Genomic DNA, 22,383 nt, shown 5'->3' on the forward strand with positions numbered 1-22,383 from the left:
TGTAACCGTGTCGACCCCTTATCGATCGGCCGGGGGCAAGCCGCGAATCCAGTCGGCGATCAGCTCGACGGCCTTGCGGTCGACCTCGGAGGACACCAGGGGAGGCATCTGGCCGTTCCCCCGCAGCGAGATCCGCCGGTAGAGCACCGAGCGCTCGGGGAGTGGGGGGCGATGAGGCGGGCGTCTTTGATGTCGAAGCGGTTGTGGAGAGGAACGGCATCGATCAGCCCCATCTTGCCGAGCGGAGTGGTGAGCCCCAGCTCCATGCGAGCGTTGCCACCCCCCTCCGCGACGTGGCAGGTCGCACAGTTGACGTGCAGATACGATTTGACCCGGGCTTCCGACGGTGCCTGCGAGTCGTAGGGGTTGACCAGCCGGGGCCGGTCGTCGCGTCTCGCGGGCAGACTGCCCTGAAACACGCCGATGTGCTCAAGCGTACGGAGTTGATTATCGTTGATGCCGCCGAAATCGCGGTCGCGGTCGAGCTGGAGTGGAGAGAAGCTCAGGACGAACCCGGCCGCACGCGAGTGGCAGACCAGGCACTCGGTGCGGGCTGGGAACCGCCAGGTCTGCTCGCGCCGGCCGCCCGGCTCGGTTGGGTCGACCACCTCGAGCTCCTCGGCGGCGCCGGAGGCGGGGACCAACTCGGCGTCGGTCTGCTCGGCATTCCAGCGGTACGAGTAGCCGACCCATTCCCCCTGCTGGCGGGCCAGCAGACGCGTCTCGATTCGCCTGCGGGCCTGCGGGCCGGCGTCGCCATCCAGGTCGAGGCCGAGCGTCTGCACGAGGACCGAACCGTTGGGCAGAGTCCAGGAGCCACCCGCGTTGAGCTGAGGCTTCTGCTCGACCCGCTCCAGACCCGGCAAGGCGGCGAACCGTTCCATCGTCGCCCCGTCGGCCCACTGCGGGGCACTGACCTCATACGGGAACGCGGCCGGGTGGGGCCTGAGCTCGGCGACCGAGGCGAACAGACCCGTCGCGCTCAACCGGGTCGGGAACGGCTGGGAGGGCCGGTCGGCCTCGGTCGTCGGCTCGAGCCGATAGAAACCGCTCCCGTGGTCGATGACGTAGAGCTCGCCGGCGTGATCGGTGCCAAAGCCGGTGATATTGAAGGGTGTATCGACCAGCTCGCGGTGCCACGCGGCCTTCGTGCCGTCGTGCTTGATCCCCCAGACGCGGCCCGTGGACCAGTCGCCATAGAGGTAGGCCCCAACAAGCTCGGGGAGGCGGGTACTGCGGCAGACCCGGCCACCGGTGAGCGAGCGGGCCTCGCTGTGGGGGTGCTCGGCGGCCGGCAGGGAGATCGGGTCGGGGCCCGCCTGGCGCTGGGAGTGGAAGACGTGGCTCCCTTCGCTAAGGCTCCAGCCGTAGTTGGCCCCCTTCCGGATCAGGTAGACCTGCTCCCAGAGGTCCTGGCCGTTGTTGCCGGCCCAGAGCTGGCCCGACTCGCGGTCGAAGCTCAGCCGCCAGGGGTTGCGCAGGCCGTAGGCCCACAACTCGGGCCGGGCGCCGGGGCGATCGACGAACGGGTTGTCTTTTGGCACTCCGTAGTTCCGACCTTGGTCGGGGCGATCGACGTCGATCCGCAGCACGGCCCCCTGCAGGTCAGCGAGGGACTGGCCGGTCAGGTTGGCATCGGAGTCGCTGGAGCCGTCCCCCGAGGAGACGTAGAGATAGCCGTCATTGCCGAAGGTGAGGTCGCCGCCGTCGTGGCCGTCGGAGGGCCACTCGATAATCAGGCGCTTTGAAGCCGGGTCGATACGGTATGGCGGCCGGAGGTCGCACTGATAACGCACGACCTGGGTCGTCTTCTTCGGTCCCCGCACCGGGCCGTTCATGCCGATGTAGAGGTAGCCGTTGTGTTCATAGTCGGGGTGGAAGGCCAGGCCGACGGCGAGGCCGTCGAGCTCGAGCAGGGTCTCGGCCTCGGCCGCTTGCTCGTCGTCCCCGACGGCGAGCAGGCGGCCCGGTCCGGCCCAGGATCCGAGGTGCTGGAGAATGAACAGGCGGTTGGTCCCTGGCTCGGGGGTCAGGCTCAAGGGCTGCTTGATGGTCAGCTTGGGGAAGGCCCGCACGACCTTGTAAGGGGCCGGCGGCTCGGGCGAACCGACGACGCGTGAGTCGTTCCAAGGAAGGCGCCGCTCCAGGCCGAACGGCTTCCCGCCGGCCGGTTGGTCGTCGGCCTGGGCCGTGGTAGGGACGAGCAGGAGAAGCGGGACGAGGACTCGCAACGACCGCATGATCAGGGCCTCTTGACGAGCGGAGTTGAGTGGAAGCGGACATGGGCCGACCCGGGCGGGTCGCGGAGAGAAGGGCGGAGACCCGGGGTCGAGACGGACGTTAAGTGTAATCGAACGGCGCCCCCGTCACCATGGTCCCGCCTGCGCGATGAGCCGCCCGCGATCCCCCCGCAGGACGACCTCGATCGCCACGTCAACGGCGTCTGACTCGACACCGCGCAGATCCCGGCCGACCGGCCGCCTGAGAGCAGGATCCGCCGAGGCCGCGGCATCCCGTTTCTGAGCGTCGAGGGCATAAGGCACTCGGGCGGTCGGGACCATCGTCGAGGCGGGCTGACAGTGCAAACGACATATCGATTCACTGATAGCAATGACAAGGCGGCAGTGTCCGACGGCTTACCATTTCCCCTTTCACCTCGACGCAATCTCGACATCTGCAACCTTCCATCCCAATTCCTCACCAGCGAGGAAAGGGACCATCCCGGCGACCGTTCCGGGGACGACCCAGACCTGTTTCTCCAAAACCATCGATCCCTCGTTCAGGGGAAGGCCGTAGAAGCGGGCGCCATGGGCGGAGGTAAAATCCTCGAGCCGGTCCAGGGCGTTGAGCGCTTCGAACTTAGTCGCCAGAGCGGCCATCGCCACCGGGGCGGAGAAGACCCCCGCCGCGCAGCAGCCGGCGTCGACGTTGAACTTGCGGTCGATGGGGTGGGGAGCGGAATCGGTCCCCAGAAAGAACTTGCCCGAGGGCTCAATCGCGGCCTCCGTCAGCGTCTGGCGGTCGGAGTCTTCCTTGGCGATCGGGGCATAGAAATAGTGGGGCTGAAGCATCCCGCCACGTCCGAACTGACCCCGGCCTCCCAGGTCGTCGAGGGTCAGGAAGAGGTGGTGGACCGTGATCGTGCCCGCCACCGTGTCCGGACATCGTCGCACCCATTCCACTCCCTCGCGTGTGCTGATATGCTCGAGCACTTGCTTCAGCCTGGGGAAGTCGTCGACGACTTTGCGGATCTCCGGGAGCATCCGTTGCTCGGCACTCAGCCAGCCTGGTCCTGGGAACTCCCCGTGCCAGCAGAGGACCATGCCCACGTCCTGCATCGTGGCAAAGACGGCCCCCATTTGCTGAAGTTGGTCGATCGTGACCCCGCCATGCGACCCGGTCGTCACACCTTGAGGGTACACCTTGGCTGCGACCACACCGCAACGTTTGGCCTCCTGAATCGTCTCGGGCGTTGTCTTCGCGGTGAGGCGGATCGCCATCAGCGGGGTGAAACTCGACGGGCTGACGTGCTGGAAGATCTCGCTCTTGAGCCGTTCCGCCTGAGGACCGGTGTCGATCGGCGGGACGTTGGGCATGACCAGGGCCCGTGCAAACTGGGAGGCCGTGTGACGGGCCACCTGGCGGAGCATCGCCCCATCACGTAGGTGAACGTGGAAGTCATCAGGCCGGCGTATTTTCAAGATCATGAAAGGACCGTGGCGTTAGATTGGAAAAGGGATGGTCGGCTTCGCGTGACAACCCCCTATCATCCTGATCGAGGTGAAACTCGTCTACCCGATGCTTGCGCGGCGGAGGGGGGGGACCGGACGACCAATCAGCCCTGCCTTCAAAATCGGTCCGACGAGACGACCTCGCCCCCGGCGCAACTGGCGATCCCGCGCCAGATGCCGGGGTCGACCGTGTCCTTGACGAACGCCAGGTGGCCGTCACAGAAGAGCAGGTTGACCCCGCCCGGGTGGAGGCTGCGCGCGGCCTTCCAGCCGGGATTGTGGTAAGTGACGCAGTCGGGACGCGGGGTGTTGGGGGGCGCTCGGTGGTTGTACAGCGTGTTGACGTAGTTGCCGTCCCACCACGACGCCCCTTTGTTCAGGAGCCAGCCCGGAGCCGAGGCCAAGCAAGCGGCGTCGGTCAGCGGGCCGGCCGCGGCGCGGGCGAAGGCGCGGGTCGTCGGCTGGGGCGCGGGGAAGGCAAACGTCTGGTTATAGGGACCGGCGATGCCGAGGAGTTGCTCGGAGACCGCGGCGGTGCCGCTGGTGCCGTCCGTGCAGTCGGCCACCGAGCGGGCCGGCCCCAGGACAAAGGCGCCATTCGCGCCGGTGGCTTCGCCACCGTTCGAGCCGTCGCCCGTGCAAAAGGCGTAGTTCGTCGGCCCCGAGTCGTCGGCGGGCGCGGGGGCGCCATCACTCGGGCAAAGGAAGAGCGCGACCTGCGTCCGCATCGCCGTGGAATTGGCCGGGTAGAACGGCCAGAAGGCCGAGCCTCCCCCGGAGGGTCGATAGGCCAGCGGGAAGTCAAAGTTCAGGGCGTTGTACAGGTTCGTCTGCTCGAGTTGCGGCATCATCTGCGCCAGCGCGGACCAGCGATATTGCTGCGCCGAGGTCGTCGCGGGGACCGGCCCGGTCGGGTAGAGAAAGCCGACCGGGAAGCTGCCGACCGCCGCGTGGTAGTTGTGCAAGGCCAGGCCGATCTGCCGCAGGTTGTTGGCACAACCGGCGCGGCGGGCCGCCTCGCGCGCGGCCTGCACCGCGGGCAGCAACAGCCCGATCAGCACACCGATGATGCTGATGACCACCAGCAATTCAATCAGCGTGAAGGCAGGGCGCCGCGCGAAGCCGCGACGCCAGGCACAAATGTTCAACATCGCCTCATTTCTTACCGACATAGGCGACCCGCCAGACCGTACCCGAGGCGTCGTCGGTCACCAACAGTGCCCCGTCTTTGGCCACGGCCACGCCCACCGGACGGCCCCAGACGTCGCCGTCGTGGGTGACGAAGCCGACCAGGAAGTCTTCGTACTCGCCGGTGGCCTTGCCCTCCTTCATCGGCACGCGAATCACCTTGTAGCCGGTGCGGTGGCTTCGGTTCCACGAGCCGTGCTCGCTCGCGAAGGCATCATTCCGATACGCCTCCGGGAACTGCTCACCGTTGTAGAAGGCAAGGTCGAGCGAGGCCGAGTGCGACTGCAGCAAGACGTCGGGGACGATCACCTTGCTCTTCAATTCAAGATGCTTTCCCTCGTGCCTGGGATCCTGATGAGCGCCGATGTAGTACCAGGGCCAGCCGTAGAAGCCGTCGGGTTCGACGTGGGTGATGTAGTCAGGTACGAGGTTATCCCCGAGCCCGTCGCGTTCGTTGACCGAGGTCCAGAGCTGGCCGGTCTTGGGGTGAGTGGCCAGCCCGACGGGGTTGCGGATCCCCGAGGCATAGATCCGCTCATTCTTGCCGTCGGGGTCAAACGCGAGGATCACGGCCCGGCGCTTTTCGCTGTCGTCATCGGTGACGTTGGAGCGAGAGCCGACCGAGACGTACAGCGTCTTGCCGTCGGGGGAGAACTCCAGGTCGCGGGTCCAGTGGCCGCCGCCCCCGACCTGCTCGTTCCCGCTCGGGATGTCCTTGATGATCGTCTCGGCGGCGCCTCGTGCCTTCGTGTCGCCGTTCTGGTAGGGGAAGCGGACGACCGAGTCGGTGTTGCCGACATAAACGTATTCCGGATTCGCTCCCAGGGGATAAAAGGCGATCCCGAACGGGCGGGCCAGGCCGGTGGCGAAAACCTGGTTCAGTTCGGGCTTGCCGTCGCCGTCGGCGTCGCGAAGGACGGAAACGCGATTGGCCCGGCTCTCGACGACGAACAGGTCGCCGTTGGGGGCGCGTGCGATCACTCGAGGATTGTTCAGGCCGGTGGCAAACTCGGTGACTTCAAAGCCTTCGGGAGCCTTGGGCCAGGCCCCTTGGGGACGCTTGACGACCTTGGGGTTATTCTTCGCCGAGGGGGTGTCATAGGGCGTCGCCAGTTCGGCAATCGTGAGCTTGCGGCGAACCCCGGGGGCATCGGTCGTCCAGTCGCCGAGTGCGTCCTTGCCGGTCAACGTATCGCCAGGTTTCACGGCGTCGGCCGCCGTGGTGATTCGCAGGCCGCCAGCGCTGGCCACAAGCACGGCGGCAGTCAGAAGAGAGGGATAAATCCTCGAGCTCATCATCAGGTCGATCCTTGGTGCAAGCAATTGGGTCACCACCGAGGCCCGTCTGTCGGGCCTCGCCTGATCGCAAGGCCAAATCATCTTACCCTGACGGGACACGAAGAAGCCCCCCCTTGGTGCGTCTGACTGTGGCCCGAGGCAAGTTCCCCCTCATCTCGAAACCAAACGGATCCACGAGAAACGGGCATCAAGCCTCGCCGACCCCGCTTTTCCCGACTTCCGCGGAAAAGAGGTGGTCACTCCCAAGGCCTGACCGTTTCCGCTCGCCTTCGGGTCCGTCGGCATCACCGCACGGAGAATTTCTTGGCAGTTTGAACCGTCAGACTCGATTGCCCTAAGTACCTATTGGGAAAACGCATCGAGTGTTCATCGACACCCCCGGTTTCACAAAATATTCGGGCGTTCCGCCAGCCTCCTCGGCAATCATGCTCCAATTTCTTAAGATTGGCTCGCGAAGTCGACAACGAAGCGATTTCAGGTAGTCTCCGAGGTTGGAGCATGGACGTGACCTTTCCCTTCGATTTCCTCCGCTGCATTCAGGATCATCCGAAGCGGGACTCCTGTTTGGGGGTATTGGCTCCTGTTGACGACGCCTTCGCTTGTGAGGATTGCGGCTTTCGCTATTCGCTCGTGGGTGGGGTCCCCGTCTTCCGGCCCGAGCGCTGGCAGGTCACCGATTCCTGGTTCGAGGAGATGTATGCCGGCAGGAGCCGGATCGACGAGCTCGAATCCCCCTACCTCTGCGACGAACGGCGCTTCATGGCCGCGTTTGCCGACCAGCGCAGCTTGACCGGGCCCTGTCTGGAGATCGGCTGCGGAACCGGCCTCTTCGCCGAGACGGTGCCGCAGTACATCGGCCTGGAGTATGCGTTGGAGTCGCTCTTCGCGAAAGGCTTCGAATCGTTCACCCGGCTCTGCGGCGATGCCCGCCGGCTCCCCCTGGCCGATTCAAGTATGGAATGCGTCTTTAGCTTCAATACCCTGGAGCATGTGCCCGAGCTGGAGCGAACGTTCGAGGAGATGGACCGGGTGCTCAAGCCCGGCGGAATGCTCGTGCTCAAGCCCGCCTGGCACTGCACCCGGTATACGACGGAACTCATCCCCGTCTTGCCCTATCGCGAATTGAAGGCGCGACAGAAAGCCACCAAGGCACTCCTCCCCATAATCCAGTCTAAGCTCTATAAATCGCTGACGTGGCTGCCCTGGCGAATCCAACGCCGGCTCACTCGACGCCCCAACAACCCGCTCCGCTGGGGTCGCTTAACGCCTTACCACGGCGAAGCCTGGATCAGCGATGCCGACGCCACGTCGAGCATCGATTGCCATGAAGGCATTCTTTACTTCATCAGCCGTGGTTATGTGTGCCATTCCCACCCAACGGCGCTCCGCCAGCTCCTGGCGGGGCATGATATCGTTGTCCTCGAGAAGCCGGCCGGCAACCGAGGCTGAGCCCCTCCGGCAAACGGCCGGCACGATAATCCCCTGCTCTGCCCTCAGCCTTCGAGGTGGTCGCGCGGTGGCGGCGGAGGCAAGGCCCGGACGTCGGCACGAAATGACCGGACCCATGCCGTCTTGTCACTTCCTTCGGCCTGTACCAACGCCTGGAAAATCAGGGCGAGAGGCAGGCCGGGAAAGTGGAGACTGGTCGCGCGAGCCTGGAAGGATCGATCGCCCTGGAGGTGGAGAAACTGGAGTGACTGGTCGGCGAATCGCCAGACCTCACGAATCCCGAGCGCGGCGTAAATCCCCAACCGGTCGAGCGAACTCGCGGTGATATCCGCCTCGATCACCAGGTCGGGGGGCGGGTCCACTCCCATGGTGAGGCGGTCCTTGCCGCGAACTTGCGCGGCATGGTCGCCGAAATAGTAGCACTTATCGGGCTCGACCCCTTTCGCCAGGTCTTCTCGCTTGAACGTCACCGGGTCGGCCGCCTCAACGGGAATGTCCCACTCCTCGGTCAGCACGTCGATGATCCGGCCGAGTAGGTAGGAGACACCTCCGTGCTTCCAAAGCGGTGCCATGAGTTCCATGCTCCCCCGGTCATAAGTCACGCGAATCGGGCGGTCACCGACGATGCGGAGCATGGCCTCATAATCGTCCCAGCTCGTGCCCTCAAAAAGGACCCCGGGGGTCGGCGGGCTCGTCCGGCGGGGGGCGTCAGAACGGGTGATGGCCGTCATCAGTCGGTCTCCCGGCCTGTGGATTCACTGCAGCCTTTTGATCCGAAAAACATCGACATCATTCGCCTGATTCGTAATCATCCTCCGCATCCAATTCTTCACCATCGTCATCAGACGCTTCCTCCTCGTCTTCAGACTCCTGATCCGACGTTTCCGGGAGCGCCCCGACATTATTGACGTTGAACCGCTCGCCGAGTTGCTGAGCGAGCGTCAAGAGTTCCTCAACGTTCATCGCCTCGGCGCGAACCAGGCCGGTCAAGCCGAGGCCTTCGAGGAACGTATCGACTTCGAGCTTCGTCCAGCGGTCGCGCCAGAGGCTGTAGAGTACGCGGCGCAGGTTCTTGCGGCGGTGGAGGAAGATCTGGCGGATGACCTGATGGAACCAGGCGAGGTTATGCACCAGCGCCCGCTTGGCGGGGTCGGGCCGGATCGAGATCACGGCCGATTCCACCTTGGGACGCGGCCAGAAGACCGTCGGCGCCAAGGTCCGCACAATCGCGACGTCGGCCAGGGCCTGCACCAACACGGAAAGCGCGGAGTACTCTTTCTCTTCGGGCCCCGCGCAAATCCGCTGGGCCAGCTCGAGTTGAATCGTCACCACCATCAAGGTGGGGCAAAATTCGGGATGGACGAGCAGGTTGCTGAGGATCGGGGTCGCAACGTTGTAGGGGAGGTTGGCCACCAGCTTGAGCCGCTTCTCCGGTGAAACGGCCAGCCCGGCGCGGATGTTGTCGAGCACCTCGGGATTCATCGTATGCTTGTTGGCCAGGGCGTCCACGTTCAGGACCCGCACGTTGAGCCGCCCCTCGACCGCCTCGGTCGTCAGCCGGGCCATCGCCGGGTCAATCTCGACGGCCACGACGGCCGCCCCCCGCTCGGCCATCAGGGCGGTCAGCGCCCCGGCCCCCGGCCCGATCTCAAGGACCACGTCGTCCGGCCCCACCTCCGCCGCATTGACGATCAACTCATGAATATTCAAGTCGATCAAGAAATTTTGGCCGTATCGGTGCTGCGGGGCAACCCCACGCCGCGCAAACAGGTTTCGAAGATACGACTGGGTCTGGCGGCGGGACGACATGCAAGCAGCTCTTTTGGAATTCAGGACGAGTCAGAAAAAAAATTTGAACCGGCGGAGCGTCAGCGCCCGCTCGGCCAATCGGTGATCCCTCCCAGCATCCATCATCCCCCCGCGCCCTGTCAAATGTCCCCGGTCGCTTCCTCCAAGGGACGATTGAGGGGGAAGTCGAGAATGCCCGCCTCCTGCCCGATCTCATGGGACGTTCAAGAGAACGGAGGTGACCGCCATTGAACGGGGGGGCGGCGATCTTCCGGGTGCGGTATTGTTCCTCACGGCGATCGGGCTTAAGCTTTCGAATACGAGGATCTTCATTGCGAGATATCCTTGGAGAGCCAAGGGGCGGCGTGCTCGAAGTGGCGCGGAGGGGATGGAGCACCGGGAAAGGGAGAGCTTGATGCAACTTGAGAGCGGATCGTCGTCCGGGTCGAGCTGGGACGGTGAGCGAATGACCGTCGGCCGGCATTTTGTCAGGGATCTCGAGGGACTCTGGGGGGGGATCCTCAAGCTGGCGGCCGTGGTGGAAGATGCGCTGAACCAGAGCGTTCGCGCCCTTTGCGACGGCCGCACCGACCTGGCCGCCTTGGTCCGAGGCGAGGAACGCGACGTCGATCGCCGCGAGGTCCAGATCGAGCGTGACTGCCTGAAGGTCCTGGCGCTCCACCAGCCGGTCGCGTCCGACCTGCGGCGGGTCGCCTCGGTGCTCAAGGTCAACGGTGACCTCGAGCGGATCAGCAACCTGGCGCGGAACATCGCCAAGCGGGTCAAGAAGCTCGCCACCGACCCGGCCGCCTTTCCCATCCCCCAAGAGATGGAAGCGATGGCGATGGCCACGCTGTCGCAGGTCCGTGACAGCCTCGACGCCCTGACCAAGTCCGACGCCAAGCTCGCCCGCACCGTCATCACCGGCGACGGCGACATCGATCGCCACTATCGCGTCGTCCTGAAAGTGCTCAAGGACGAGATCCGCCGCGACCCCGACCGGCTCAACACCTGGCTCCGCCTGATCAACACCGCGCGGAACCTCGAGCGGATCGCCGACCACGCCACCAACATCGCCGAGGCGGTCGTCTACCTCAAGGAAGGGGACATCATCCGCCACGTCGACGAGAACGACCTCGCCACCTGAGCGGGCGGACGGAATGAATGCGCCGAAACGCCGCAAAGCGGGCCGAATCCCTCGACCGACCGGCCCGTCGGCGTCCCTTTCGGCCCCACTCATAAAGAATTCGTTACAGAGGACACGCAAGCGATGGAAGGTAACATCGTAACGGCCGCCAAGTGGCTCGGGGCCGCGATGGTCCTCGCCAGCGCGATCCTGGCCGGCGGGTTGCGTTCAGCCCTTTCCACAGTGGAACGGAAACCGCCCGAGAAAACGCCCTCGATCCCGACCCAGGCCCCCGAGGTTGCCCCGCCAATCCTCGAGACCGGCCCACTCCCCGGCGACCTGGAGGAACTCGCCAAGTCGTTTCACGGCCCCAAGCCGAAGGCAGGCCCCCTCCCAAGTGCGCCGGCCCAGCTACGACCACGCTCACGGTCATTGTTTGCGGAACCAACGCCGGGGCCGCCCCCGAGCGACACAAATCCTTGATCCCAAGTCCGAGAGAGTTTCAGGACGTGGGCGGCTCGTGGGGGGCCAAAGACGCCAGGTGAACGGCGCGGCGGTCGAAGGGGAGGAAACCCGAGCCAACGTAGAGGTGGGTGGCCGGGCGGTTGCGAACGTCGACAGCCAGTTCGAGACGGGGGACGTGCTCCGCCGCCATGGCAATCGCCCGCGCGAGCATGGCGCGGCCCAGGCCACGGCCGCGGGCCGCGGGGGTCAGGCCAAGATAGGCGACCTCCCAGGCATCGCGGTCGGGAAGCTCAGACAGGAGCAGGACTGCCCCGGCCTCGGGTTCCCCCACCAGCCGCCCGACCCGCCAGCGATCGGCGACGAACCGGCCCGCCGCGCGGTGGCTGGCCAGAATGTCGTCGAGCGAGCGAATCCCCTCGAGCTCGGGCATGTCGAGGCTGTCGACATACGTCGCCTGGAGCACCGCCCGAAACTCGGTCTCGACCGCGGGTCCGTACCCCCACCATTCGATGGCTGGCAGGTCGGCCGCGACTTCCAACGGGGGAGCCGTCGCGCGCTCGAGATAGACCAGGTCGGTGACATGGGGCATGCCGCCCCCTTCCAGGTCCGCCGCGCCTTGCCGCGGGGCCGACTCGTCGAGCAGCGCCTGGACAATCCGGAACCCTCGGCCCCGGAGATCGTCCAGGGCCGCGCGGACCAGGGCGATGGCGTAGGCGGATCGCCGCCACGAGGGATCGACCTCGGGGGCCCAGACCGCCGCCGCTCGGCCCGCCAGCGGCTGGGTCAGCAAGGCCCCGACGATCCGACCGTGCCGCCAGGCGATCCAGAGCCCGGAGAGGTCAATCAGCCCACGCGCGGATTCCGCCAGCGCATTGGCGATCAGGCGCGGCCGCAACGAGGCGGGGACCCGGCGGTAGAGCACCTCCAAGGCCGCCTCGCGGTCGCCCAGCGGACAGGGCTGGACGTGAGGGGTCAAACCCGGCATGGCCGATCCGGAATCCGATGCAAGACGGGCCTTTCGGGAAAAATGTCCAACGCGGCGCCGGCAGCCGTCCGTATGATAATCGAAAGGCGGGAGGTCACGCGATGTGGAAGTCGGCCGAATCCCATTCCCAGACTGAAGATCCGGAAACCGCAATTCGCGGCGCCGGTGCTCCCCTGCCTCCGGCGACGGAGGCCGCGAGCCATGTCCGTGCCGACGAGCGAGGCGATGCCTGGCTCGTCGAGCAGGTCCGTGGGGGAGACGACAATGCCTTCGCGGCACTCGTGGTCCGCTACGAGCGGAAACTGATTCGCGTCCTGACGCGGCTCGTCCACGACGAAGAGTTGGCCCGCGACCTGGCTCAGGAAACGTTCTGGAAAGTCTATAGCCGGCTCGACCGGTTCGACACGGCGCGACGGTTCGGCCCCTGGCTGTTCCGGATCGGCGTGAACCTCTGTCTCGACCAACTCCGTCGCCGTGAGGCCCCGACGGCCGCGTCGATCGATCATCCCCATGGAGACGGCGTCTGGGCCTTTGAACTGCCCGACCCCGACCCCCGCATCCAGGCCGAACTGGCCCAGGAAGTGCAATTCATCCTCGAGAAGATTCCGGTCCCCTATCGCACCATCCTGGTGCTTCGGGATCTCGAAGGCTTTTCGTCCGCAGAGGTGGCGGCCATTGTCGGCCGCCGCGAAGCCACGGTGCGGTGGCGATTGGCCAAAGCCCGCGACGCGTTCCGCGAACATTGGGAACGCCGACAGGAGCTGACGCGACGGGAGACCATTTAAAATGGGCAATTTTCAATGTCAATGGGTGCGCGATCGGCTGCCACTCCTGGCGGGTGACGAGCTCCGTGGCACGGACCTTCGACGAGTCGAACGCCACCTGATCGGCTGCGCGAAGTGCCGAGAGCACCGAAGTTCGCTCGACCAATCGCTCAACATCTTGCACATGGTCGCGGCCCAGCCCCTTGTGCCGTCCGATGCCCCGTCCCTCTGGCCCGAGCTGGCCCGGCAAATTCGCCATTCTCGACGCCCTGCCCAAACTCCCCTTTTCACCTGGCCTCGCCGGTTGGGGCTTTGGCCCGCCTTTGGCTTGGGCTTGGGGCTGGTCGCCACGGTGATCGCCGTCGGTGCCCGTAACCAAGTGACCGACGCTCGGAAGAGCATGGCCAGCAACACCCAGCCGATCGCGACGGTGGCCTCAAAACCGGAGCCGGCGGCCCCCGTCGAAATCCCAGCCTCGACCCACGAGGTGATCAAGACCCAGGGTGAAGTGACGGCCTCCACCGAGAGCGTCCCCGCCACTCGCCTGGGTTACGACCTCGACCACACGATGCCCATGCCCCTCGGTAACGAGTCGCGCGAAGGCAAACAGGCAACCTACTGACGGGCTTGACCGACGGTCTGTCCCCAAAAATCAGTGACATCATCGCCTTCCCTTTTGTAGGGTGGGCATCCTCCGCCACGCCTCTCGTTTTCAGGGGTGGCGGGGGATGCCCACCCTCCACTCCTGATGGACTCACCCTTCCTGGCCGATTTGACCGAAGGGTTTGCCTCCGACCCGCGGAAGTGAGAAGATCCGCTTCATGCTCCGCTACCCCTGGATCATCCTCCTGTGCGTCCTCCCGACGCTCCTCTCGTCGTGCGGCCCCCCCGTGCCCGCCTCGTCGCCGCCGACGTCGACGGTCGCCGTCTCCGCCACCAATCCAAACGGAAACGAACCTGAAGGCACGACACTCCTGGAAGCGATCGAGCGCACGGTCGCCGAGTCGATCGCCAAGCTCCGCGATTCCGCCGTCGCGCTCGAGTATGCCGTGGCCGACGCCCCGTCGGGTGCGCGGCGGGTGGCAACCGGCGTGGTGGTTAACGACCGAGGCGACGTCCTCTCGATCCGGATCGACCCGCCCAAATCGACCGCGCCGATCCTGGCGCGGGACGCGTCGGGCGGTCGCCACCCCGCGCGTTGGGTGGCCGCCGACGCGGAGACCGGCCTGACCCTGCTCCGAATCGACCCGTCGATCGCCAAGCCGGTCCGGCCGGCGTCGCGAGCGCCCAGACTGGGGAGCCAGGTGCTCATCATCGGCAACCCGTTTGGCCTGGGCCATTCCGTGATCCGAGGGCAGGTCGCGGGGCTCGACCGCCGCGTGGACGTCGGCCCGAGACCGCTCGGCGGTCTGATCCAGCTCGATGCCTCACTCCACCCCGGCGACAGCGGAGCCCTGGTGGCCAACCTCCGCGGCGAGTGGCTCGGCCTGATCCGGAGCGGCCTCGCCAGGCCCGGCGGCGAGGGCGAAGGACGCACCTTCGACCACGACCTGGGCTTCGCCATCCCCGCCCACGACGCCCTCTGGATCGCCGAACAACTCGGCCTCCGTCGCCGCGTCGACCGCGCCTACCTCGGCGTCAGGCTCAACCTCGATCCCGTCGATACTCCTTCGGGAGCGATCCTCGACGGCATTGTCTCCGACTCCCCCGCCGCGCGGGCCGGGCTCAAAACGGGAGACCGGGTCTTGGCGTTCGACGGGTTCGCGATCAAGTCCCCCAGCGACCTGACCGATCGACTCGACCGCACCCTCGCCAACAGCGAAACCACGCTCGAATACCTCCGCGGTTCCCGCCGCGACCGCCTCACCATCCGGACCTCCAGCCGACCGCCACTCATCCCCGATCCCCCGCGGAGCTCGGCCAAGGAAGACGACCTCCCCTCGCCCCGCCCCCGCGAGCTCAACGAACGCATCGAACTCCTCGAACGCCGGCTCCGCGACCTCGAAAAGCAAGAGGGACACTCCGAGGCCCACCCCTAGCGCCCGCCTCGAGCCCAGCTCAAGTCCTTGGGTCCGCCTCGAACGGCTCCAAAAGGCAGCGAGGGACGCCGATCGCGACAACGAACACCTCCCCGGTAAAATCAATGGCCCCAGGGGCCGAAAAGCCAAGCTTGGGGGCAACGAAAGTGGCGGTCGCTCGGGCTCGGACGGCCTCCCCGAGCGCCTGGCCACGATCGGCATCGAGCCCCGAGGGAAGATCCAAGGCGAGAACCGGCTTGCCCGAACGGTTGATCGCTGTGATCGCCGCGTAAAGGATCCCTTCGACGGGTCTCGTCAGCCCCGTGCCCAGCAGCGCATCGACGACCCAGTCGGCCTCGGCGATCAGAGTCCCAAGCCGATCGGCATCGTCCGAGCCGCTGCTCTCCCAGTACGTTTGCTCGATCCCGGAGCGGGCCAGGACGTCGTGCTGTACGGCGGCGTCCCCCCGAAGCTGGCCGGCCTGGGCGAACCAGACGACTCGGACCGAAACGCCGCCAGCGTCGAGGTGACGCGCGACCACACCGCCATCGCCCCCGTTGTTCCCCGGTCCACAGACGATCAAGACCCGGGTCGCCGGGCCGACGCCTTGGTCCCGCAGCCAGGCGGCCGCGCCCCGGCCGGCGTTCTCCATCAGCACCAGGGTCGGCAGTCCTAACTCCTGAACGGCCCGAGCGTCGAGGCTCCGGACCTCCTCACGCGTCAACGGACGTATCGCCATCGCCCCGATCCTCCTCTCCCAAGCCGTTGGGACCAGCGACATTGACAACCGACGGCTCCGACTTTCACAATGGGGCGAATCCCACCGCTGGACCGCCCCCGTACCTTCGAGACCGCCGGAGTCCACCGAGCATGCCTATCTACGAATATCATTGCGAGCCGTGCGACCACACCTTCGAAACCTTGGTCCGCGGCCAGGGCGACACGCCGCACTGCCCCCAGTGTGGTGGAATCGACCTGCACAAGCAATTCAGTGTCCCCGCCTCCGCCCAGGCAGGCGGCCGCCCCGGATCTTCCTTGCCCGTTTGCGGACCGAGCCCGAGCTTCGGTTGTGGGTCCGGCCCTTGCGGCTCGGGGATGTGCTCGTCCGGTTGACCAGGTCTGCCCTGTCTTGACCAACACCTCTTCTTCAGCTCCGACCCAACCGCAAACCAACGTCCACCAGCCACCTCATTGCTGCGGCAGGGCTCGGAAAACAAGACCGAGCCCGGCCTTGTTGCGCGCGTTTGACGCGAGCACCCCATCACGGCTCCCCCTGCCCATTTTCTACCCCACCTCTGCATTCGCGCCATTCTACCCAAATTCGTCGTCTCTCCCCGTCAAGCCTCTTTGACAAGCTTTGAGTCAGAGGGCATATCCTAGTGGCTGGGAGTGCGCCTCGTTGATTGCTGGTTCGGGATCGCTGCCGATTGAGCCGGGGCCCTTCTTTCTGTGGGGAGTGAACCTCGCCAGCCGCACGAGATGATGTCTAAGGTGGGACGAGCGAGGGAGAGGTGACCGACCATGGTAGGACACCACGGAGACGTAGAATCGACGTTGCGAACGGCGGTGGCCGAACGGCTCGGCGAAGGGCGGTTCGGGCTCTGGTTTGGTGAGGGGGTCCGCCTGGGTGTGGCGGACGACGCTCTTGAGGTCGGTGTTCCCAACGCCTTCTTCCGTGAGTGGATCCAGGGGCATTTCGCAACCAACCTGATCGAAGCGGCCGAGGCGGTCACGGGCCGCACCTTGAAGCTGACGTTCCGGGTTGCCGACGAGGCGGAACCACGGGTCGGCAACCTGATCGAGCCCAAGCCGGCCGACGAGCGTCGCAAGCATGGAGGAACGGTTCCGCTCGCCCCCGAGCCGCAGACGCCCCCCCAAGGGGAGCGGGAGCGGCCTCGAAACCAGGCGCGGCCCGCAAGGCGGCTCGAGGATTTCGTGACCGGCCCGTGCAACCGCCTGGCGCAGGCCGCGGCGGTCGAGATGGTCCAGACGTCCGGGGCCTCGTTCAACCCGTTGGTAATTCACGCGGGAGTGGGCCTCGGCAAGACCCACCTGCTCGAAGGGATCGGACATGCCCTCCGCTCCCGCAATCCTGGCCTGAAACTGGTGCAGGGGACGGCCGAGGCGTTCACCAACGGGTTCCTCGACGCGATGCGGGCCGGGAACCTGGGATCGTTCCGATCCCGGTATCGTCGGGCCGACGCCTTGATCATTGATGACGTCCACTTCCTGGCCGCGAAGCGAGCCACGCAGGACGAATTCCTCCACACGTTCAACGCCCTGATCGCCGAAGGGGTTCCGATCATCGTGGCGGCCGACCAGCATCCCCGGCGGATCGCCCGGCTGACCGACGAGTTGGCCACGCGGTTCCTGGGCGGAATGGTCGTCAAGCTCGACGCCCCCTCCGCCGACACTCGAGCCGCCATTCTCAAGGCCAAGGCCCTGGCGCGAGGGGTCGACGTCCCGAATGCCGTCATCGCCTACATCGCCGAGCACCTTCGTGCCAGCGTCCGAGAGTTGGAAGGGGCGCTCCACAGCCTGATCGCCCACGCGGTGTTGACCGGCAAACGGCTCGATCTGGCTCTCGCCAAGACCGCGCTTCGGGACACGATCCGCCACACCGCGGCGGCCGTGGGCCTTCGCGACGTCGAGCGCGCCGTCTGCCAGCTCTTCGAGGTCGACGCCGAGACCCTCAAGTCCAACAGCCGGGTCCGGGCCCTGAGCTACCCCCGAATGATGGCGATGTATCTCGCCCGCAAACACACCGGCGCCGCCTACAGCGAAATCGGCCGCCACTTCGGCGGCCGCAATCACTCGACGGTGATCTCCGCCGAGAAGAAGGTCCTCGGCTGGCTCCGCGACGAAGAACGCAGCGCGCTACTCGCCGGCTTCGAAACCGTCAGCGATATCCTGGCCGCACTGGAACGGACCCTCGGCACCTAAGTTCAATTGGTCCCCAACACCGCGGGCCTCGACCCAAGAGGCTCGCGGCTTCATCTCACCTCTCCCCCTGCTCCAACTCGATGGTGATTCGGCGACGATTATTGGATCGACGCCCAAAACAGAGTTGGCGGCGATAATCTCCTTCCCTCAAGGCTGAGTCTATTTTCGCGAGATCCTCGGCGATATGATTCTGGTGAGGGACGACGAACGTTAGTAGGGTGTGGCCGGTCATCCCTCTGGGTGTACCAGGTAGGATCATTCGCGCCGATGGCCGTATTCACCGATCTCGAACGTCGGGTTTCCCATCCTCCATTCGACACGACTGAGTACAATCGACGATTGCCCGAATGTCAGCTTGTAGCGGAACGAATGCTTTTGGTTCATGTGAGTGGCCGAGAACGTACCTTCGAGACGACCGTTCTCGTACCTCCTCACGAGATCCCGACGTCAGACGATCTCGGCTACTTTACAGACTACACACGGCATGCCGAGAAGTTGCTCGGCCTCCAACCCTCGGCCTACTTCTATGCAGGACGAGCTCATCCGGGTTTCGGGGTCGTGGCCATGGCCTTCGCCCCTCACTGCGAGGCCGATCACACCGGTAGCGTAACTCCGTTCGACACCGGGGGTCTTGTCCATCCGGAGCGATTCATCAAAATTCGCCCGACTGATCTCGGAAGCGAAGCCGATCTCGTAGCATATGGTCAGGCTTCCCAGCTCTCGTTAGGTCAGTGGCGCGAGGTATTCGCCCAAATTCTCGCCGCCTATTTCTTGACCGATGAAGAGTACTGGACCGGCAGGCCAAAATCGATCGATCACGAGGGTCTTTACGAGCTGAACCACGACTGGCGAGCATGGACTTTCGAGGTGCGGTTCCACGAGGGACAATCGATTCACCAGCGTGAAGCGTGGTGTGCGGACGAGCCGACGATGGAGTCACTCCGGCGGCTCTTGGATGCGCAAAGTACAACTCCACCGGGCGATCCGCCTACCCCGTTGGAAAGGTTCCTTCAAGGACCGAGGTCGCTTGCACCGGCGGGAACGCCCGAGTTCTGCGAGCGGCTGGAACAATGGATTCGCGAACAGGTGATGTTATGAATGGATTTAACGCCGATAATCTGGAGGTCGTTGGTTTCAATGGAACACCACAGGTCGAGTGCGGCCGCACGCTACCAGTGGTGCGGCGCAAGTCGGACGGGATGTACTGCGTACTCCCGTCGGTAGGCAATGGTGCAGCGCTCGCCTGGCACAACGAGAAGGAGGCGGCCGAGTTCGTCGGGGCAAAACGGTGGACCCGATTCCACGAATCCCTCCCCATTCCCCGATCTTGCATTTCGGACGGAGACGGACGGCTCGCACGGAAGCCGATGGTGGTCCACGCATTTCACACGCTCCTCGAAATGGCAGACCGCGTGACCTGGCCGGCCAGGTTTCATGACGAACCGTTACTCTGGCGGGGTCTCAATCAACCTAACGACTCTGTCCGTGCCGCCTGTAGTTCAGCCGAGACCGTGGAAGCGTTGATGGACGACTGGGCCATGGCCATCAAGAGACGATTCGACGCACGGTTTCACCAAGGCCATCAGAAGGCTGCTCTTAAGCGTGTCGCGGATTTCATGCTCTGTGCGGCGCGAACCCGTGACCTACGCTGGCAAGCCTACCTGCGCTACGCAATGTCCCAGGAACCTGACCGCGTCCAGCCCGTATTCGATAGCTTTATCCAGGGTGAGTTCCCCGATGCCGACTGGCCAGGGTTCCTCAAACAGATCGAGAGCCAGAGCGGCGTGTTGAAGGCCGTCCAGATTCCTGAAATTCGGTCCTCCTCGGCCTCGCAGTCGCAGAACGCACGATCAAAGCTAATGAACATCACAAATCAACCACCACTTAATGTCATGAATCCGGTCGCCGCATGAACGCTTTTCCCCAGATCTTCGCATTCTACAGCTTCAAAGGGGGCGTCGGCCGAAGCATGGCGGTGCTCAATCTGGCATACGCCCTTGCCGCTGTTGGGCGCAACGTCCTGATCCTCGACATGGATCTGGAAGCGCCTGGACTCAGCGGATTTCTCGACCGGAATCGGGAAATCCCTGGGTTCGCCGCATTGGACATGGTCGACCTGGTGAAATGGGCGAGCACGACCTCTCTTCCTCTGGATCCACTTTCGTTTCCCCTTCTCTCCGAGTACGTCGTTTCCGTCCCCCGTGAAAAGCTCCAAGGGAACTCCAGCACCAACAGCGAACCAGGCCGCCTCGACATCCTCCCCGTCGAAGAGGAGAGGGACTACTACGAACGACTGACGGCACTGGCGATGGGAAGTTACGACCAGGAAGCGCTTGTCCAAATAGGAAGCATTCTGAGGGCCTGGATCAAGAGTCTTCGGTTCCCGATCGAAGTGCCCGACTACTATGGGCCGACCGCCGAACGGGCAGCGGCTTACGACTACGTGTTGGTCGACAGCCGCACCGGCATCACCGAGACCGGGGGCCTGTGCATCGGACCTCTGTCGGATCAGCTCGTCGTCCTCACAGCTCTGAATGATCAGAACGTGAAAGGAACCTGCAAGTTCTTGAAGGAAGTGGGAATCCTTGAGTCACTCCCTCCTTCGTCGACGGTTGCCGACCCGCCCCGTGAGAGGACCGGTCCAAGACCCGGCTCCAAACCCTGCCTGATTATTGCCAGCCTCGTACCCGCCGGAGAGATTGAGACAAAACGAAAGCGTTTAAAACATCTCGAAGAATCCCTGGGCAAAGTCGTCGTCAAACTGTCCTACCATCCCCAATTGGCGCTCCAGGAATCGATTTTCACTCGCGATTACCGTGACGAATACCTGGCCCACGAGTATGACACTCTACTGCGACAAATTCTCAACATGGCTGGGGATGGGAACGATGACGCTCTGCCGGAAAGGCTGACGCGTCGAAAGCATTCACCGGCTGAATTCCGCGAAACATTACACCGCCTACTACGTTCTGCAACAGTGAGCGGATCGGAGAACTTGCTCCTCTTTCTCCTCTCGGAAGCGATCCGCTTGGAGATTAAGAATGAAGACGATTTCATCCTGTGGGATCGCGTTTGCCGTGCGCTTTCCGGCGAAGCTCAAGCATCTTCGTTGAGTGTCATTACCCAATGGGCCAATCTCCTCTCCCAATGGAGTCTCTATTCGATCGACAGTGGACTGGCCGCCTTGCGGATTGAAGCCGCGATGAATCGCTACAAGCAAGTCTGCGAATCCGACAAAGCAACATCCCGTCGAAAGGCCGAGGCATTGTTTAATCGTGGCGTAACGTACGGGCTACGAGGTGAGCGAGAGAAGGAACTCGCCGATTACTCTGCTGTTATTCAGATAACTGACGCGCCACTAGACCTAATGGCCAATGCCTTCTTCAATCGCGGCGTGACGCATGGGGAGCAAGGCGAGCCACAGATGGCAATCGACGATTACTCCTCCATTATCCAAATGACCGACGCGCCTGCAGAACAGAAGGCCAAAGCCTTGTTCAGTCGCGGCATGATGTTCGGGCAACTAGGCCAGCCGCAGAAAGAGATCGACGATTACTCCGCCGTTATCCAAATGGACGATGCGCCTGCCGAACACAAGGCTAAAGCCTTAATCAATCGCGGTGTGACATTCGGGCAATTAGGCCAGCCGCAGAAGGAAATCGACGATTACTCCGCCGTTATCCAAATGACCGACGCATCTGCAGAACAGAAGGCTGAGGCATTGTTTAATCGCGGCGTGACGCATGGGGAACAAGGCGAGCCACAGATGGCAATCGACGATTACTCCTCCATTATCCAAATGACCGACGCGCCTGCAGAACAGAAGGCCAAAGCCTTGTCCAGTCGCGGCATGATGTTCGGGCAACTAGGCCAGCCGCAGAAAGAGATCGACGATTACTCCGCCGTTATCCAAATGGACGATGCGCCTGCCGAACACAAGGCTAAAGCCTTAATCAATCGCGGTGTAACATCCAGGCAATTAGACGAGCCACAGAAGGCAATCGACGACTACTCCGCCGTTATCCAAATGGACGATGCGCCTGCCGAACACAAGGCTAAAGCCTTAATCAATCGTGGTGTGACATTCGGGCAAGTAGGTGAGTCTCAGAGGGCAATCGACGACTACTCCGCCGTTATCCAAATGGACGATGCGCCTGCCGAACACAAGGCTAAAGCCTTCTTCAATCGCGGTGTGGCGTACGAGCAACAACGCCAGCTGCAGAAGGCAATCAACGACTATTCCACGGTCATCCAGATAACCGATGTGTTACCAGAGCTAAAGGTCACAACCTTAGTCAACCGTAGTTGGGCCCACTACAGTGCGGGCCGCCACCGTGAAGCCATTGAGGATGGACGACAAGCCGTCTCCCTCAATCCCAGTGATTGGACCGCTCACAACAACCTTGCGATCTCGCTATTGGTCTTCGGCCAGACGGCTGAGGCCTTGCAAAGTTACGAAGCGGCAATCGCCCTCGCTGACTCTGCTCAGCTCGATGAGATAACGGCCGACCTTCGAGCGGCGATCGACAAGAATGGCCCACTGACTGGGGCTGAAGACATCATTGATCGCATCGAAGCACGTCGCCAAGTCTTGATGCGTGAATGACCTGCGGCTGCAGCCGGTGAA

The 22,383-nt window shown here is 64.0% G+C and carries 20 protein-coding genes; 11 read left to right on the forward strand and 9 right to left on the reverse strand.

The window, feature by feature from the left end:
• Positions 1 to 59 precede the first annotated feature (59 nt).
• The 5 genes from BUS42_RS18575 to BUS42_RS18595 form a co-directional block, all read right to left on the reverse strand.
• Complete coding sequence (locus BUS42_RS18575) at positions 60 to 2,240, reverse strand: PQQ-dependent sugar dehydrogenase (protein ID WP_074308637.1); 2,181 nt, start codon at positions 2,238 to 2,240, stop codon at positions 60 to 62.
• A 126-nt stretch (positions 2,241 to 2,366) separates the two neighbouring features.
• Positions 2,367 to 2,585, reverse strand: coding sequence for a hypothetical protein (locus BUS42_RS18580; protein WP_074308638.1), 219 nt, complete (start codon positions 2,583 to 2,585; stop codon positions 2,367 to 2,369).
• Between the two features lie 66 nt (positions 2,586 to 2,651).
• The gene (gene pyrC, locus BUS42_RS18585; RefSeq protein WP_074308639.1) at positions 2,652 to 3,707 is read right to left on the reverse strand and encodes a dihydroorotase; all 1,056 of its coding nucleotides are present in this window, start codon (positions 3,705 to 3,707) and stop codon (positions 2,652 to 2,654) included.
• Between the two features lie 140 nt (positions 3,708 to 3,847).
• Complete coding sequence (locus BUS42_RS18590; RefSeq protein ID WP_074308640.1) at positions 3,848 to 4,882, reverse strand: DUF1559 family PulG-like putative transporter; 1,035 nt, start codon at positions 4,880 to 4,882, stop codon at positions 3,848 to 3,850.
• A 4-nt stretch (positions 4,883 to 4,886) separates the two neighbouring features.
• Positions 4,887 to 6,215 carry a PQQ-dependent sugar dehydrogenase gene (locus BUS42_RS18595; protein ID WP_074311208.1) on the reverse strand — a complete coding sequence of 443 codons (1,329 nt, stop codon included), beginning with the start codon at positions 6,213 to 6,215 and terminating at the stop codon, positions 4,887 to 4,889.
• A gap of 501 nt (positions 6,216 to 6,716) precedes the next feature.
• Here BUS42_RS18595 and BUS42_RS18600 point away from each other — a divergent pair.
• Positions 6,717 to 7,667 (forward strand): class I SAM-dependent methyltransferase, encoded by a 951-nt coding sequence (locus BUS42_RS18600; RefSeq protein WP_074308641.1) that lies wholly within the window; start codon positions 6,717 to 6,719, stop codon positions 7,665 to 7,667.
• 44 nt (positions 7,668 to 7,711) lie between these two features.
• Here the strand turns inward: BUS42_RS18600 and BUS42_RS18605 are convergent, their stop codons facing one another.
• Both BUS42_RS18605 and rsmA read right to left on the reverse strand, forming a co-directional pair.
• Positions 7,712 to 8,398 carry a Uma2 family endonuclease gene (locus BUS42_RS18605; RefSeq protein ID WP_074308643.1) on the reverse strand — a complete coding sequence of 229 codons (687 nt, stop codon included), beginning with the start codon at positions 8,396 to 8,398 and terminating at the stop codon, positions 7,712 to 7,714.
• A gap of 58 nt (positions 8,399 to 8,456) precedes the next feature.
• Positions 8,457 to 9,476 carry a 16S rRNA (adenine(1518)-N(6)/adenine(1519)-N(6))-dimethyltransferase RsmA gene (rsmA, locus tag BUS42_RS18610; protein ID WP_074308645.1) on the reverse strand — a complete coding sequence of 340 codons (1,020 nt, stop codon included), beginning with the start codon at positions 9,474 to 9,476 and terminating at the stop codon, positions 8,457 to 8,459.
• A 394-nt stretch (positions 9,477 to 9,870) separates the two neighbouring features.
• On the opposite strand from rsmA, the gene phoU reads away from it, so the two are divergent.
• Both phoU and BUS42_RS18620 read left to right on the forward strand, forming a co-directional pair.
• Positions 9,871 to 10,602, forward strand: a complete 732-nt coding sequence (gene phoU / locus BUS42_RS18615) for a phosphate signaling complex protein PhoU (RefSeq protein WP_074308647.1) — start codon at positions 9,871 to 9,873, stop codon at positions 10,600 to 10,602.
• A 123-nt stretch (positions 10,603 to 10,725) separates the two neighbouring features.
• Positions 10,726 to 11,064, forward strand: coding sequence for a hypothetical protein (locus BUS42_RS18620; protein WP_074308649.1), 339 nt, complete (start codon positions 10,726 to 10,728; stop codon positions 11,062 to 11,064).
• Positions 11,065 to 11,083: 19 nt separating this feature from the next.
• Here BUS42_RS18620 and BUS42_RS18625 read toward each other — a convergent pair whose 3' ends face one another.
• The gene (locus BUS42_RS18625) at positions 11,084 to 12,031 is read right to left on the reverse strand and encodes a GNAT family N-acetyltransferase (protein ID WP_074308651.1); all 948 of its coding nucleotides are present in this window, start codon (positions 12,029 to 12,031) and stop codon (positions 11,084 to 11,086) included.
• A 101-nt stretch (positions 12,032 to 12,132) separates the two neighbouring features.
• Between BUS42_RS18625 and BUS42_RS18630 the strand changes: the two genes are divergently transcribed.
• The 3 genes from BUS42_RS18630 (at position 12,133) to BUS42_RS18640 (ending at position 14,834) form a co-directional block, all read left to right on the forward strand.
• Positions 12,133 to 12,816 carry an RNA polymerase sigma factor gene (locus BUS42_RS18630; protein ID WP_074308653.1) on the forward strand — a complete coding sequence of 228 codons (684 nt, stop codon included), beginning with the start codon at positions 12,133 to 12,135 and terminating at the stop codon, positions 12,814 to 12,816.
• A 1-nt stretch (position 12,817) separates the two neighbouring features.
• The gene (locus BUS42_RS18635) at positions 12,818 to 13,417 is read left to right on the forward strand and encodes a zf-HC2 domain-containing protein (RefSeq protein ID WP_074308655.1); all 600 of its coding nucleotides are present in this window, start codon (positions 12,818 to 12,820) and stop codon (positions 13,415 to 13,417) included.
• 199 nt (positions 13,418 to 13,616) lie between these two features.
• The gene (locus BUS42_RS18640; protein ID WP_143206369.1) at positions 13,617 to 14,834 is read left to right on the forward strand and encodes a S1C family serine protease; all 1,218 of its coding nucleotides are present in this window, start codon (positions 13,617 to 13,619) and stop codon (positions 14,832 to 14,834) included.
• A gap of 19 nt (positions 14,835 to 14,853) precedes the next feature.
• Here BUS42_RS18640 and BUS42_RS18645 read toward each other — a convergent pair whose 3' ends face one another.
• Positions 14,854 to 15,552 (reverse strand): NAD(P)H-hydrate epimerase, encoded by a 699-nt coding sequence (locus BUS42_RS18645; protein ID WP_074308658.1) that lies wholly within the window; start codon positions 15,550 to 15,552, stop codon positions 14,854 to 14,856.
• A 131-nt stretch (positions 15,553 to 15,683) separates the two neighbouring features.
• On the opposite strand from BUS42_RS18645, the gene BUS42_RS18650 reads away from it, so the two are divergent.
• From BUS42_RS18650 to BUS42_RS18670, 5 genes are all read left to right on the forward strand, one after another.
• Positions 15,684 to 15,926, forward strand: a complete 243-nt coding sequence (locus BUS42_RS18650) for an FmdB family zinc ribbon protein (protein WP_074308661.1) — start codon at positions 15,684 to 15,686, stop codon at positions 15,924 to 15,926.
• 408 nt (positions 15,927 to 16,334) lie between these two features.
• Entirely contained in the window at positions 16,335 to 17,756 is a 1,422-nt protein-coding gene (gene dnaA, locus BUS42_RS18655; RefSeq protein WP_074308663.1) for a chromosomal replication initiator protein DnaA, read from the forward strand.
• 369 nt (positions 17,757 to 18,125) lie between these two features.
• Positions 18,126 to 18,854 (forward strand): hypothetical protein, encoded by a 729-nt coding sequence (locus tag BUS42_RS18660; protein ID WP_254053604.1) that lies wholly within the window; start codon positions 18,126 to 18,128, stop codon positions 18,852 to 18,854.
• 425 nt (positions 18,855 to 19,279) lie between these two features.
• Complete coding sequence (locus BUS42_RS45200) at positions 19,280 to 19,669, forward strand: hypothetical protein (RefSeq protein ID WP_254053605.1); 390 nt, start codon at positions 19,280 to 19,282, stop codon at positions 19,667 to 19,669.
• Positions 19,666 to 22,362 (forward strand): KGGVGR-motif variant AAA ATPase, encoded by a 2,697-nt coding sequence (locus BUS42_RS18670; protein WP_159452253.1) that lies wholly within the window; start codon positions 19,666 to 19,668, stop codon positions 22,360 to 22,362. The genes BUS42_RS45200 and BUS42_RS18670 overlap by 4 nt, the downstream gene beginning before the upstream one ends.
• The last annotated feature ends 21 nt before the right edge of the window (positions 22,363 to 22,383 follow it).

Origin of the sequence: Singulisphaera sp. GP187 (genome assembly GCF_900129635.1) — a bacterium.
Lineage (GTDB): Bacteria > Planctomycetota > Planctomycetia > Isosphaerales > Isosphaeraceae > Singulisphaera.

Coding starts and splice junctions, on each gene's coding strand:
- BUS42_RS18575 (WP_074308637.1), bottom strand. CDS start 2,240: ATGCGGTCGTTGCGAGTCCTCGTCCCGCTTCTCCTGCTCGTCCCTACC.
- pyrC (WP_074308639.1), bottom strand. CDS start 3,707: ATGATCTTGAAAATACGCCGGCCTGATGACTTCCACGTTCACCTACGT.
- BUS42_RS18590 (WP_074308640.1), bottom strand. CDS start 4,882: ATGTTGAACATTTGTGCCTGGCGTCGCGGCTTCGCGCGGCGCCCTGCC.
- BUS42_RS18595 (WP_074311208.1), bottom strand. CDS start 6,215: ATGAGCTCGAGGATTTATCCCTCTCTTCTGACTGCCGCCGTGCTTGTG.
- BUS42_RS18600 (WP_074308641.1), top strand. CDS start 6,717: ATGGACGTGACCTTTCCCTTCGATTTCCTCCGCTGCATTCAGGATCAT.
- BUS42_RS18605 (WP_074308643.1), bottom strand. CDS start 8,398: ATGACGGCCATCACCCGTTCTGACGCCCCCCGCCGGACGAGCCCGCCG.
- rsmA (WP_074308645.1), bottom strand. CDS start 9,476: ATGTCGTCCCGCCGCCAGACCCAGTCGTATCTTCGAAACCTGTTTGCG.
- phoU (WP_074308647.1), top strand. CDS start 9,871: ATGCAACTTGAGAGCGGATCGTCGTCCGGGTCGAGCTGGGACGGTGAG.
- BUS42_RS18620 (WP_074308649.1), top strand. CDS start 10,726: ATGGAAGGTAACATCGTAACGGCCGCCAAGTGGCTCGGGGCCGCGATG.
- BUS42_RS18625 (WP_074308651.1), bottom strand. CDS start 12,031: ATGCCGGGTTTGACCCCTCACGTCCAGCCCTGTCCGCTGGGCGACCGC.
- BUS42_RS18630 (WP_074308653.1), top strand. CDS start 12,133: ATGTGGAAGTCGGCCGAATCCCATTCCCAGACTGAAGATCCGGAAACC.
- BUS42_RS18635 (WP_074308655.1), top strand. CDS start 12,818: ATGGGCAATTTTCAATGTCAATGGGTGCGCGATCGGCTGCCACTCCTG.
- BUS42_RS18640 (WP_143206369.1), top strand. CDS start 13,617: ATGCTCCGCTACCCCTGGATCATCCTCCTGTGCGTCCTCCCGACGCTC.
- BUS42_RS18645 (WP_074308658.1), bottom strand. CDS start 15,552: ATGGCGATACGTCCGTTGACGCGTGAGGAGGTCCGGAGCCTCGACGCT.
- BUS42_RS18650 (WP_074308661.1), top strand. CDS start 15,684: ATGCCTATCTACGAATATCATTGCGAGCCGTGCGACCACACCTTCGAA.
- dnaA (WP_074308663.1), top strand. CDS start 16,335: ATGGTAGGACACCACGGAGACGTAGAATCGACGTTGCGAACGGCGGTG.
- BUS42_RS18660 (WP_254053604.1), top strand. CDS start 18,126: ATGCTTTTGGTTCATGTGAGTGGCCGAGAACGTACCTTCGAGACGACC.
- BUS42_RS45200 (WP_254053605.1), top strand. CDS start 19,280: ATGGACGACTGGGCCATGGCCATCAAGAGACGATTCGACGCACGGTTT.
- BUS42_RS18670 (WP_159452253.1), top strand. CDS start 19,666: ATGAACGCTTTTCCCCAGATCTTCGCATTCTACAGCTTCAAAGGGGGC.